The sequence below is a fragment of the Limnohabitans sp. JirII-29 genome (assembly GCF_003063395.1).
Taxonomy (GTDB): Bacteria; Pseudomonadota; Gammaproteobacteria; order Burkholderiales; family Burkholderiaceae_C; genus Limnohabitans.
Window position 1 is genome coordinate 109,731 of sequence record NZ_NESB01000006.1, and the last position, 11,628, is coordinate 121,358.

Consider the following 11,628-nt stretch of genomic DNA (forward strand, 5'->3'; position numbering starts at 1 on the left):
ACAAAGCACATGAAAAACCCTCAGCACACTTTTGCCAACCCGCGTGACATCGGTCATGTACTGGGCAGACACGGCATCTTGGCCTGGGGGTTTGCGCTGGCCTGCGTGGTGACATCCACCTTCGCGCAATCCGATGTGGGCCCCGCTTGGCAGCCAGGAGAATTGGCCAGCACCACCCAAACCGACGACCACCAAGAAGTGCGCAAACTGTTGCGCCAAGCCAAGTACACCGCCGCGCTGTCGTGGATTGATCGCAGCTTGACCAAAAACCCACGCGATCCGCAGATGCTGTTCTGGCAGGCTTTCATTCACGAACAAACCGGTCAACCCGACAAAGCCCTGCCCATTTACCTGGGGCTCACGCAAGACTACCCCGAGCTGGCCGAGCCGCACAACAACCTGGGTGTGTTGTATGCCGCCAAAGGCGACTACAACCGTGCCAAAGAATCGTTTGAGGCGGCCTTGCGCGACAACCCCAGCTATGCCGCGGCCCACGAGAACCTAGGCGATGTGCTGCTGCACTTGGCTCAACAGTCTTATGCACGTGCCTCGTCCCTAGACCCCAAACATCGCACCGCAGCACAAAAAGTAGAGCGCCTCAAACCTGCACTTGAACTGAGCCAAAGCAAACCATGAACCTGTCCTTCATCTCTCGGCGTGCCCTGTGCACGATCACCCTGGCCCTGTGCGGCTTGGCCGCACAAACCACCTTCGCACAAGACGCACCCCGGGTGAAATTTACCACCAATGCGGGTGACATCGTGGTCGAGGTCTACCCCGACAAAGCCCCCAAGACGGTGGAAAACTTTTTGCAATATGTGCGTGACAAGCACTACGACGGCACCATCTTTCACCGCGTGATCGGCAACTTCATGATTCAAGGCGGCGGCTACGACCAGCGCTACATGGAGCGCCCCACCCGTGCGCCCGTGGTGCACGAAGGCCGTGAGGCCTTGGCCAAAGGCGGTCCACGCAACACCGTGGGCACCATCGCCATGGCGCGCACCAACGTTCCCAACTCAGCCACCTCACAGTTTTTCATCAACGTGGCCGACAACGGCTTTTTAGATCCCAGCCCACAGCAACCCGGCTACACCGTGTTTGGCCGCGTGGTCTCTGGCATGGAGGTGGTGCAACGCATCAAGGCAGTGCCCACCAGTTCCGGCGGCCCCTTCGCCACCGATGTGCCACGCACGGCCATCGTCATTCAATCTGCAACCCTTGAGAAGTAAATCATGAGCAACCCACAAGTCGAACTGCACATCTTGGACCACGGCGTCATCACGCTGGAACTCGATGCCGAGAAAGCCCCCAAGTGCACGGCCAACTTTTTGAGCTATGTGGCCAAAGGCCATTACGACAAAACCATCTTCCACCGCGTCATTCCTGGCTTCATGGTGCAAGGTGGCGGCTTCGAGCCCGGCATGACCCAAAAGTCATGCGATGAGCCCATTCAAAACGAAGCCAACAACGGCCTCAAAAACAACCACTACACCGTGGCCATGGCGCGTACCTCAGACCCCCACTCGGCCACGGCTCAGTTCTTCATCAACGTGGCAGACAACGGCTTCTTGAACCACACCGCCCCCAGTGCGCAAGGCTGGGGCTACGCCGTGTTTGGCAAAGTGGTCAGCGGCATGGACGTGGTCGACAAAATTGCAGCCGTCAAAACCGGGCGCAAAGGCTTCCATGACGACGTGCCCAAAGAAGACGTGGTGATTGAGAAAGCGGTTGCGCTCTAAAGCGCCACCCGTAGGGCCAGCCGACATGTTCACGCCGTCACCGGCTTTGTCACCTGGCCTGTTGCCTGATGCGGTGTCACACATCCAGGCAAGCTCCACCTGGCAACAGGTGGATTTCATCTCTGACGTGCACCTCGATGTGCACGATCAAGACACCTTCCTCGCTTGGTCCCATTACATGGCCCATACACAGGCCAATGCCCTGTTCATCTTGGGCGATCTGTTCGAGGTGTGGGTGGGTGATGACACCCAAGAGCCGTTTGCTTTGCAGTGTTTGTCGGTGATCCAGCGCACGTCGCAGCGTTTGCCGGTTTACTTCCTCTGTGGCAACCGAGATTTTTTGTTGGGTGCCGACGCCTTTCGGGCATCGGGCATGCACGCTTTGAGCGACCCCACGGTGTTGTCTTTGGGGGTATTTCGTATTTTGCTGAGTCACGGCGACAGCCTGTGCTTGGGCGACCACGACTACCTGGCTTTTCGCGACCAAGTGCGCCAGCCCGCATGGCAAGCGCAGTTTTTGGCACAGCCTTTGGCGCAGCGACAAGCCACTGGGCAAGCCATGCGTGCCCAAAGCGAAGCACGCAAACGCACGCACACCGACTATGCCGACGTGGACACGCCAGCCGCACGCAGTTGGCTGCAAGCCACCCAATGCCAAGTGCTGTTGCATGGACATACCCACCGACCTGCGGTGCACGATATGGGTGACGGTTTACAGCGCTGGGTCTTGAGTGACTGGCATGCCAGCGGCACAGCCCCGCGCTTGGAAGTGGTGTCTTGGCTGCGCGAACAGGCTGGCAACCCCGGCCAAGGCTTGGTGCGGCAAGCCCTGCCCCCGCCTACGCTCAACGCTTGAGCAACACCTTCAAAGCAGCTTGCAAGCGGCGCGCCGCAGCTTCGTCGTAAGCGCCAGCCAACACCTGAGACGCATCAGCGGCCCAAGTCATTTGGGGCGATGGGTCGTTGCGGCGGGTCAGCAGTTGCAATTGCAAAGCGCGGCGAGCATCCATCTGGGCAGCAGGCGTAGGCAACTCGGCAGCAACTTCCAGGCGCAGCAAAGGCGTCACGGCCTCGCCTTGCGGTGCCGAGGACAAAGCCTGGGCCCACTGCGTGCGTTGAGCCGGTGTGAGCTTGTTGCCAATGGCTTGCGCTGCGGGCAACTGGCTGGCATCGCGCTTTTCCCAAGCGTGCATCAGTTGCGTGAGCACTTCGCCGTGGGCTTGTGCGGCCAGCTTACGCAGTGCGTCTTGGGCCATGTCCAAGGCATTGCGCTGGGCACGGAAAGCCGCGTCACCCAAACGCGGGCCACGCGGTGCAAAACCATCACGGCCACCGTCGCGTGCATCACGTCCAGCACGTGCGCCACCGTCACGGCCAAAGCCAGGCTTGTCGCCAAACTTGCCAGCCGGTTTGCCATCACGGCCACGGAAACCCGCTGGGGCCACCTCGGTACGTTTTTGACCTGGGCGATCGTCACCACGCACCGCCACCACCGGCTTGTGGGGTTTGGGCGCGGGGGCGGGGGCGACATCGGGCTCAGCAGGCGCTGCCTCTGAGTCGGTGGTTGTTTGCGAGGCATCTGATGGGGGGGCATCCGCCGCAGGCGCTTCGGCGCTGGCCGCGGGTGCGGCTTCTGTGCTGGCATCGGCAGCGACCGGCATCTCTGGTGCGGGCGCTGCTTGCGCAGGCGCGGCAACCGGGGCTGCTGGCTTGGCTGCTTCGGGCGGCAACTCACCACGAGAGACTTGCTCTAACACCTGCATGGCGGCGCGAATCTGTGCGCCATCGCCCTTGGCAATGGCCGCTTCCAACGCCTTCGAGGCGTCCAACACCGCACGGTCATGTGGGGTCAGGGCGGCTTGCGATTGCTCACGCACCGACGACTTGCGCGCAAACGCTTCGTCAATCGGCTGACGGAATGCATCCCACAACTTTTGCTCTTGCTTGCGGTCCAGCACCACGGTGTGAGCTTCTTCTTGCCAACGCTGTTGCAAGGCTTTGACAGCGTCAATGCGCAAGGTGGGCGCAGCACCCAACTCTTGGGCCTCGGCAATCAAGGCCTGGCGGCGTGCCAAGCTGGCTTTTTGCAAGGCTTCGAGTGGCTCGTGGGCGGCGTGAATGGCCGCCTTCCACACAGGCTGCAACTCGGCAAACATCTTCTCGCTCAAATGACCGCTGTCGCGCCAGCGTTGGGCGAATTGGTGCAGTTGACGCGCCACGCCCTTCCAGTCGGGGCCTTGGGCGTGCTCTGCCGCCCAAGCCTTGACCTCTTCGATCAAAGCCAAACGCTGTGCTTTGTGGGCTGCGGTTTGGGCACGGGCTTCTTTGAGCCAAGCGTCCACCACGTGGTGGGCACGGTTGCATGCAGTGTCAAAGCGCTTCCACAACGCAGGGTTGGGCGCTGCCTCTTTGTCAATTTTTTTCCACTGATCGCGCAAGTTGCGCAAGGCTTCTTGCATCTTGCGTCCGCCCATGGCGGGCACCCATTCGGGTTCAGCAGCGACAGGTGCCACCGCTTCAGCACTGACTTGGGGAGTGGCAGGCACATCGCTGGCAACAGCATCGATAGGCGTAGCGACCACCTCCTCAGCAGGCAATGCCTGCACTTCGGGCGTCGCTTGTGCCGACACGGGTGCGGCATCTGGTGCGGCCTCTGGTGCGCCTGCTTCGGTAGGCACAACAGCAACCACAGGCTGCTCGGCTTTGGCCAACGCGGGCTTGGCCGCTTTGGGCGTCGGTGCAGGTTTGAACAAGGCTTCGGCTTGTTGTGCCAGCTCCAAACGTTTTTGATCCACCACTGCCTTATCGGCCGTGGGTTTGACGTTGCGCGTGGGGTCCACACGCACGGTCTCGGGTTTGGCGGGCGCAGCAGCCGCTTGGGGCAACACTTCGCCACGGGCCACACGCAACTGATCAGCCCAGGCGGGCACCGCTGGCAGAGGGGCACTGGCATCGGCAGCAGCGGCTTCGGTCAAAGCCAGGGCCTCGCAAAACGCCACCCACACGGCTTGCACTTGTTGGGTGCTGGTTTGCAAGGCGGGGGCAAATTTCGCATCCACGCTGGGCCACTGCGCATCGGCCGCCAAAGCTTGGGCTTGCGCCACCCAGCGATCCAGGTCAGCCTGTAGGCCTGCGCGTTGGGCTTGCGCGTCTTGCCAAGGCTTGGTCGATAACACCTCAATGCGCTGTGCCAGCAACACCGCGGCTTCGCGCTGCACCTGGGTTTGATGCTGCAAGTCTTCAATGGCTTTGACGCGTTCGACCAAAGCGGTTTTCAAACCCGCCAATGGCTCGCGCGACAAGGGGGCACCGGCCTTGGCAGCGTCACGTTGCCAAGCCATGGCATCGGCCAAGTTGATGTGTGCCGCGTCGCGCAGCACCTCGCCTTTGGCCAACCACTCTTGGGCCAACGCGTCTTGACCTTTGGCACGACGCAACTCATCGAGCTTTTCACGCAAGACTTTGGATGCGCCTTTGTCACGGTGGCTCATTTCAGTGAAGACCGCTTGCAATTGCTCGGCATTGGGCTCTTTGGCCAGCCAGTCACGCAAGCGCGACGCGCGTTCGCCCGAGGTGGGTGCCGTGAAGGCTCCGCCGGTCAAAGCATCTAAAGAAGTCAGGTCATGGGGTTTGTTAGCAGAATCGTTCACAGGTCAGGCTCGTATCAAATATCTATAGATTGTCGCCTAGGCTTTAAAATTTTCCGCTACCTCACTTTTATAAATATCTTCATGCCCTTACTCACCCACATCAAATTAGGACTGCGAACTTTCGCAGCCGATGTGGCGCAGGGCTTTTTTGCCATCACCCACAACGGCATGGCAGTGGTGGGGTTGTCGATCTTCTTCGTCGTCGTCACATTGACGGTGCGCCCTGACCTTCGCGCGGTCACCGAAGCCAAGCTGATCAGTTGGCTGCAAGAACGTCAATACGACGCCACCGGTTTGAGCTCCGACGCCGACGCCGTAGACCGCGCCACCGCCACCGACCCACGCGACCTACCCAAACAGCAGGCCTACCTGGCCTACTGGCTGAGCCGCAAATACCGGGTCGCCCCCGAACCCTTGAGCGCCTTGGTGGCCGAAGCCTACGACTTGGGGCCCCGTAACCAAATTGAACCGACGCTGATTCTGGCCGTCATGGCGGTCGAGTCGGCCTTCAACCCCTTCGCGCAAAGCGCCGTGGGTGCGCAGGGTCTGATGCAGGTCATGACCAAAGTTCACGAAGACAAATACGTGAGTTTTGGCGGCTCGCTGGCCGCCTTTGACCCGGTGGCCAATGTGCGCGTGGGCGTGAACGTGCTCAAAGACTGCATCACCCGCGCGGGCAGCGTGGAAGGTGGTCTGCGTCTATACGTGGGCGCCGCCAACATCAAAGAAGACACCGGCTACGCCACCAAAGTGGTGGCCGAATATGGCCGCCTGCAACAAGTGGCCAAGGGTGTGAAAGTGCCACTCACCCCGCCGCCGTCGTCTGCGGCTGAAGCTGCCACCGCTCGTCTGGAGAGCCTGTGGGAAAAAGCTCAGCGCCTCACCCCCTTTGGCCGTGATGCCGCCAAAGACGACGAGGAATCACGCTAAACTCTGACCCGCGCGCAACTGGCGATAGGCGTGCTGGGCCCCTGCCCCGCACCGCTGACGTGGAGTTTTGACCACTGGGAAGCGCGCAGCCTCAACCCTTGAGGTGTTTTGCCGTTCGCCTGGGCAGCCCTGTGCCGATGTATCGGCACGCCGGGACCACCTCTACTAGGACTGCCAGCATGTACCACCGCAACATCTTGATCGAACAGACCGACCCCGAACTGTGGGCCGCCATCCAGGCTGAAAACGCGCGCCAAGAACACCACATCGAGCTGATCGCCAGCGAGAACTACGCCTCGCCCGCCGTCATGCAAGCCCAAGGCTCGCAGCTCACCAACAAATACGCCGAAGGCTACCCCGGCAAGCGCTACTACGGCGGTTGCGAACACGTGGACGTGGCCGAGCAACTGGCGATCGACCGCATCAAACAAATCTTTGGCGCCGACGCGGCCAACGTGCAGCCGCATTGCGGCGCATCGGCCAACGAAGCCGTGTTCCTGGCTTTCTTGAAGCCCGGCGACACCATCATGGGCATGAGCCTGGCCGAAGGCGGTCACCTGACCCACGGCATGGCGCTCAACATGAGTGGCAAGTGGTTCAACGTGGTGTCCTACGGTCTGAACGAGAAAGAAGAAATCGACTACGACGCGATGGAGAAAAAGGCCCACGAGAGCAAGCCCAAACTCATCATCGCCGGTGCCTCGGCCTACAGCCTGCACATTGACTTTGCACGGTTTGCCAAAGTGGCCAAAGACGTGGGAGCCATCTTCTTGGTCGACATGGCCCACTACGCCGGCTTGATCGCCGCAGGCGTCTACCCCAACCCCGTGCCTCACGCCGATGTGGTGACCTCCACCACCCACAAGAGCCTGCGCGGCCCCCGTGGCGGCATCATCTTGATGAAGGCTGAGCACGAAAAAGCCATCAACAGCGCCATCTTCCCTGGCCTGCAAGGCGGCCCGCTGATGCACGTCATCGCGGCCAAAGCCGTGGCGTTCAAAGAAGCCCTGGCGCCCGAGTTCAAGGCCTACCAACAACAAGTCATCACCAACGCCCGCATCGTGGCCGAAACGCTGACCCAACGCGGCCTGCGCATCGTCAGCGGCGGCACACAAAGCCACGTGATGTTGGTGGACCTGCGCTCCAAGAAGATCACCGGCAAAGAAGCCGAAGCCGCCTTGGGCGCTGCCCACATGACGATCAACAAGAACGCCATCCCCAACGATCCCGAAAAACCTTTTGTCACCAGCGGCGTGCGCATTGGCACCCCAGCGATGACGACGCGTGGTTTCAAGGACGAAGAAGCGCGCATGACCGCCAATTTGATTGCCGACGTGTTGGACAACCCGCACGACGAAGCCAACATCGCAGCCGTGCGCGCCAAGGTGCATGCTTTGACCAGCCGCTTTCCGGTCTACCGCTGAGTTGGGGTGTTTCTGGCGTGAAGATTTCGCGCCGGAAACGGCAGAGGCGATGGGTACGGCGGGCTCTTCATACTGTGTACAGAAAATCATCGCCCGCCGCACTCATCACCCCTGCGGTTGGGTTGAGAGCAAGTTCTTTCGGGAACCCATGCTGAATCACAAGCATGACGCCAGAATCCAGAAGCCACGAAAGTTACAAGTGATTTGCGTGCCAACAAAAAAGCCAGCTCAGATCGTGCATTGCAGCGCATGAACACGGCGAGCGCCAGCCAAGCCAGCCGCAGACTGGGGGTATGGGTGGGGGCCGCTGATGATTTTCTGTACACAGTATGAAGAAGCGGCCCCCACCCATACCCCCAGCGAGCACAGCAAAGGCAAAGGCAAAGGCAAAGGCAAAGGCAAAAGCAAGGGCAAAGACAAAACCACAAGCACAATCGCCAACAAACCAAAGCGAGACAACACCCCATGAAATGCCCCTTCTGCGGTCACCTTGAAACCCAAGTGGTGGAGACCCGCATGTCTGAAGACGGCGACTCCATCCGCCGTCGCCGCCAATGCGGTGCCTGCGACAAGCGCTACACCACCTACGAACGCATCGATGTGAGCTTTCCCAACATCGTCAAAAAAGACGGGCGACGCATCGACTACCAACGCCACAAACTGCTCGACTCCATGAGTCTGGCCCTGCGCAAACGCCCGGTCAGCACGGAACAAGTCGACAACGCGATTGAACGCATCGAAGAAAAACTGCTCAGCCTCGGCGCGCGCGAAGTGCCCTCCACCCGCATTGGTGAACTGGTCATGCGCGAGCTGAAAAAACTCGACAAAGTGGCTTACATCCGCTTTGCCAGCGTCTACCGCAGCTTTGAAGACATCGACGATTTCAAGAGCTTGGTCGACGAAGTTCGCAAATAATTTTCGAGTGGCGGCAACGCGCCGCACTCCCCCAGATGCCTAGCATTTGCCGCATGCAAACGCTGGGCATTTTTCATTCTCACAGGCACGCGCACCAGGGCTTCACCTTGGTGGAGTTGCTGCTGGTGTTGGCCGTGCTCGGCTGGGTCGGCCTGCTGGCGGTGCCCAGCATGCAACGCGTGCTGGAGCGAACGCGGGCCGAACTGGCCCGTGACCAACTGCACAACGACTTGCAAAGCGCACGTGTGCGGGCACTGCAACTGGGCCAAGCACTGCGCTTGGCACGATTGAGCGATTGCACTTGGGCCACCGCAGTGGGCTCCGACTGGAGTTGCGGCTGGCAGTTGCAACTCGCCGACGGCAGCCAAACCTTGCAAGTCACCCCGCTGCACACCCCCTTGTTGGTGAGCTACACCAAGACCAGTGCGCTGACCATCAGCCGCCAAGGCGAGTTGGGTGGCGTGGGCGACCGCTGGACGGTGGGCTCGCGCAACCCCAGCCTCAGCGTGGCCTATTCGCTGTGCCTCAACAACACCGGGCGCATTCGCACGGTCTTGGGGACCTCGTGCAGTTGAAGCACATGCACCACGGTGTGGCGCTGCTGGAAGCGCTCATGGCCTTGCTGCTGTTGGCCTCTGGCGTGCTGGCCGCGCTGTGGTTGCAACAAATCGGCTTGCAAACCCAACGCCAGCAGGTCAACCGCAGCATCGCCATGGGGCTGGCAGACGACCTGGCCGAGCGCATGCGCCTCAACGCCAGCCAAGCCGCGCTGTACACACGCACGTGGAGCACTGCCGCCCGTAGCGCCACGACCAACTGCACCACTCTGGCCTGCGCCCGCAGCGACTTGGCCCAATGGGACATGGCACAACTGCAACAGGCCCTGAACACACAGCTGCCGCAAGGCGATGCCGCCGTGTTTGCCCTCAGCGGCCAAAGCGGCTGGTGGGGCGTGGTGGTGGCCTGGCACGACAGCGGCGAGAGCTACCGCACCGACACCGCGTGGGGCAGCCCCGCTTGCCCGAGCGCCATGAGCTGTTGGCGTTTGTTCTTTCGGCCAGCATGGTGAGCACCATGCTGACTCGCGGCCACACCCTGCCCGAGCTGCTGGTGGGCTTGGCCGTGGGCTTGGCTGTGATGCTGGGTGCCGTGGCCAGCTACAACGTTAGCCGCCAATCGTGGGCCGCCTTTGAAGCGGTCGATGCGCTGCACCACAACGCCCGTGTCGCACTGCGCAACCTGCGCATCCAAGCTCAGATGGCGGGTGCCGCGCAAGTCAGCACCACAGCCGATGGTCAACAGGTGCAACGCACAGCGCCGCACGACAACAGCCAACCCGATCTGCAAGGCACTGAGGGCACCCGCACCGACAGCGTGAGCCTGGGTCACTGGCACAGCCTGAACCCTTACGACTGCCAAGGCAACCATGCAGGCAGCGACGCACTGGTGCTCAACAACTACCAGCTCAACACCAAAAAAGAACTCACCTGCAAAGACCTGCGCCTGAGCGGCAGCACCTACCAAGCCTTGGCCGAAGGCGTGGAAGACCTGCAAGTGCGCTACGCCCAAGCCGGTGCCAACCAAACCATTCAATGGAAAACGGCGGCCCAAGTCAGCGACATGCGCCAAGTGCTGGCCATCGAAGTGTGCATGCGCTGGGTCAGCAGCCAGCCCAACGCCACACGCAACACCGCCAGCCTGGGCTGCCAGGGCGAAACCGTGGCTGCAGACGGTTTGAGCCGACGCGTGCTGCGCCGCACCTTCACCCTGCGCAACCATGTGGGCGTGCTGCCGTGAGCTACCGCATGCGCTCCTACCCGAAACGCAGCTTGGGGCTGGCCTTGCCCACCGTGATGGCCGTGTTGGCCTTGGTGGGCCTGGCCGCATTGACAGGCTGGCGCAACCTGCGCGGCACCGAGTGGCTGCTCAACGCCGAGGCCGACCTGCTGCGCACCCAACACAGCGCCGAAGCCGCCCTGCCCTTGGCGCTGCAAGACATCTTGGGCGCAGCCACCGACGCGCAGGGCAATATCAACCCGCGCCATACACCGGGCAACGACGCGCAAACGCATGCGTTCTTCCCCACCAGCCTGAGCGAGCGCGACACCTTGCGCCAACGCCTGGGCGCACAAGCCTGTGTGAGCGGCATCTGCGCGCCCAACGGTGCGCCCACCCGTAGCGCCAGCGAATGGCAAGCCATGACCAACGCCGCCTGGCCTCTGAGCGGCGCCGACACCCCTTACGGTGCCAACACCACGTGGTACTGGGTGGAGGTGCTGGTCGATGCCACGCCCCTCAACCCCAGCGCGCCGTTTGTCTACCGCATCACCGTGCTGGCACGCGGGGTTCTGCCTGGCACAGCGGTGGTGCTGCAAGCCCTGTGGTCGGCCCCCGCCAACCCGGTGCCGGGCAGCACGAGCGGCGGCACTTGGCACAGCTGGCAGGTGCTGGCCGAATGAGCCTCCAACGACAAAACAAACCCCTGCACATGAAAGCGCCCATGCCTCACCCCCGCCCTCACACCGACGTGGCACAACACGGCTTTAGCTTGGTCGAGCTGTTGATCGCCTTGGCCTGCATCGCTGTCTTGGTGGGCTGGGCCTGGCCCAACTACCAACAGTTGCTGCAACGCAGCCAACGCGCCCAAGCCCGCACCGCCTTGCTGCAAGCCGCCCATTGGCTAGAGCGCGCCGCCAGCGCCAACGGCAGCTACCCCGCAGCAGCAGACGTGCCCACCAGCGTGCTGCAAGCCGAAGGCCTGCGCTACCAACTCAGCCTTGCCAGCAGCGCGCAAGGCTTCACCCTCACCGCCACACCCACCGGAGCGCAAGTGGGCGACGCCTGTGGCAGCTTCACGCTCACACACACGGGCGTGCGCGGGGTGGTCAACGCGTCGCTCAGCGTGGCGCAGTGTTGGGGGCGTTGAAGGCACGGCCAGACGCCAACCATTGCCCCTGAAAGAACAAT

13 protein-coding genes and 1 riboswitch are annotated in these 11,628 nt (G+C 61.8%); of the genes, 12 read left to right on the plus strand and 1 reads right to left on the minus strand.

Features of this window, described 5'->3' with window-relative positions; translation table 11 throughout:
• Positions 1 to 9 precede the first annotated feature (9 nt).
• The 4 genes from B9Z39_RS10980 to B9Z39_RS10995 are packed head-to-tail and all read left to right on the plus strand — an operon-like array spanning position 10 to position 2,598.
• On the plus strand, positions 10 to 636 hold the full coding sequence (locus B9Z39_RS10980; protein ID WP_158269495.1) for a tetratricopeptide repeat protein: 627 nt from the start codon (positions 10 to 12) through the stop codon (positions 634 to 636).
• Positions 633 to 1,232 carry a peptidylprolyl isomerase gene (locus B9Z39_RS10985; RefSeq protein WP_108301761.1) on the plus strand — a complete coding sequence of 200 codons (600 nt, stop codon included), beginning with the start codon at positions 633 to 635 and terminating at the stop codon, positions 1,230 to 1,232. Before B9Z39_RS10980 ends, B9Z39_RS10985 begins: the two co-directional genes overlap by 4 nt.
• A gap of 3 nt (positions 1,233 to 1,235) precedes the next feature.
• Complete coding sequence (locus B9Z39_RS10990; protein WP_100143985.1) at positions 1,236 to 1,742, plus strand: peptidylprolyl isomerase; 507 nt, start codon at positions 1,236 to 1,238, stop codon at positions 1,740 to 1,742.
• Positions 1,743 to 1,767: 25 nt separating this feature from the next.
• On the plus strand, positions 1,768 to 2,598 hold the full coding sequence (locus B9Z39_RS10995) for a UDP-2,3-diacylglucosamine diphosphatase (protein ID WP_108301762.1): 831 nt from the start codon (positions 1,768 to 1,770) through the stop codon (positions 2,596 to 2,598).
• On the opposite strand, the gene B9Z39_RS17175 is transcribed toward B9Z39_RS10995, so the two are convergent.
• Positions 2,588 to 5,392: a DUF349 domain-containing protein gene (locus B9Z39_RS17175; RefSeq protein ID WP_108301763.1), complete on the minus strand. Its 2,805-nt coding sequence runs from the start codon at positions 5,390 to 5,392 to the stop codon at positions 2,588 to 2,590. The two genes, B9Z39_RS10995 and B9Z39_RS17175, sit on opposite strands and share 11 nt — an antisense overlap.
• A gap of 81 nt (positions 5,393 to 5,473) precedes the next feature.
• On the opposite strand from B9Z39_RS17175, the gene B9Z39_RS11005 reads away from it, so the two are divergent.
• The 8 genes from B9Z39_RS11005 to B9Z39_RS11040 all read left to right on the plus strand — a co-directional run bounded on the left by B9Z39_RS11005 (position 5,474) and on the right by B9Z39_RS11040 (position 11,587).
• Positions 5,474 to 6,322, plus strand: coding sequence for a lytic transglycosylase domain-containing protein (locus tag B9Z39_RS11005; protein WP_108301764.1), 849 nt, complete (start codon positions 5,474 to 5,476; stop codon positions 6,320 to 6,322).
• 4 nt (positions 6,323 to 6,326) lie between these two features.
• Positions 6,327 to 6,454: riboswitch (ZMP/ZTP riboswitch) on the plus strand.
• 47 nt (positions 6,455 to 6,501) lie between these two features.
• The gene (gene glyA / locus B9Z39_RS11010; RefSeq protein ID WP_100143977.1) at positions 6,502 to 7,746 is read left to right on the plus strand and encodes a serine hydroxymethyltransferase; all 1,245 of its coding nucleotides are present in this window, start codon (positions 6,502 to 6,504) and stop codon (positions 7,744 to 7,746) included.
• Positions 7,747 to 8,211: 465 nt separating this feature from the next.
• Entirely contained in the window at positions 8,212 to 8,661 is a 450-nt protein-coding gene (nrdR, locus tag B9Z39_RS11015; protein ID WP_100143973.1) for a transcriptional regulator NrdR, read from the plus strand.
• A 35-nt stretch (positions 8,662 to 8,696) separates the two neighbouring features.
• Complete coding sequence (locus B9Z39_RS11020; RefSeq protein WP_108301765.1) at positions 8,697 to 9,236, plus strand: Tfp pilus assembly protein FimT/FimU; 540 nt, start codon at positions 8,697 to 8,699, stop codon at positions 9,234 to 9,236.
• Entirely contained in the window at positions 9,227 to 9,730 is a 504-nt protein-coding gene (gene pilV, locus B9Z39_RS11025) for a type IV pilus modification protein PilV (protein ID WP_146183325.1), read from the plus strand. Before B9Z39_RS11020 ends, pilV begins: the two co-directional genes overlap by 10 nt.
• Positions 9,664 to 10,458 carry a PilW family protein gene (locus B9Z39_RS11030; protein WP_158269496.1) on the plus strand — a complete coding sequence of 265 codons (795 nt, stop codon included), beginning with the start codon at positions 9,664 to 9,666 and terminating at the stop codon, positions 10,456 to 10,458. Before pilV ends, B9Z39_RS11030 begins: the two co-directional genes overlap by 67 nt.
• 8 nt (positions 10,459 to 10,466) lie before the next feature.
• Positions 10,467 to 11,120, plus strand: a complete 654-nt coding sequence (locus tag B9Z39_RS11035; RefSeq protein ID WP_146183326.1) for a pilus assembly protein — start codon at positions 10,467 to 10,469, stop codon at positions 11,118 to 11,120.
• A 41-nt stretch (positions 11,121 to 11,161) separates the two neighbouring features.
• Positions 11,162 to 11,587, plus strand: a complete 426-nt coding sequence (locus tag B9Z39_RS11040) for a type IV pilin protein (RefSeq protein WP_158269497.1) — start codon at positions 11,162 to 11,164, stop codon at positions 11,585 to 11,587.
• Positions 11,588 to 11,628: the final 41 nt, after the last annotated feature.

What these genes read in the sequence shown, in the direction of transcription:
- B9Z39_RS10980 (WP_158269495.1), top strand. Translation starts at nt 10, where the DNA reads ATGAAAAACCCTCAGCACACTTTTGCCAACCCGCGTGACATCGGTCAT.
- B9Z39_RS10985 (WP_108301761.1), top strand. Translation starts at nt 633, where the DNA reads ATGAACCTGTCCTTCATCTCTCGGCGTGCCCTGTGCACGATCACCCTG.
- B9Z39_RS10990 (WP_100143985.1), top strand. Translation starts at nt 1,236, where the DNA reads ATGAGCAACCCACAAGTCGAACTGCACATCTTGGACCACGGCGTCATC.
- B9Z39_RS10995 (WP_108301762.1), top strand. Translation starts at nt 1,768, where the DNA reads ATGTTCACGCCGTCACCGGCTTTGTCACCTGGCCTGTTGCCTGATGCG.
- B9Z39_RS11005 (WP_108301764.1), top strand. Translation starts at nt 5,474, where the DNA reads ATGCCCTTACTCACCCACATCAAATTAGGACTGCGAACTTTCGCAGCC.
- glyA (WP_100143977.1), top strand. Translation starts at nt 6,502, where the DNA reads ATGTACCACCGCAACATCTTGATCGAACAGACCGACCCCGAACTGTGG.
- nrdR (WP_100143973.1), top strand. Translation starts at nt 8,212, where the DNA reads ATGAAATGCCCCTTCTGCGGTCACCTTGAAACCCAAGTGGTGGAGACC.
- B9Z39_RS11020 (WP_108301765.1), top strand. Translation starts at nt 8,697, where the DNA reads ATGCCTAGCATTTGCCGCATGCAAACGCTGGGCATTTTTCATTCTCAC.
- B9Z39_RS11035 (WP_146183326.1), top strand. Translation starts at nt 10,467, where the DNA reads ATGCGCTCCTACCCGAAACGCAGCTTGGGGCTGGCCTTGCCCACCGTG.
- B9Z39_RS11040 (WP_158269497.1), top strand. Translation starts at nt 11,162, where the DNA reads ATGCCTCACCCCCGCCCTCACACCGACGTGGCACAACACGGCTTTAGC.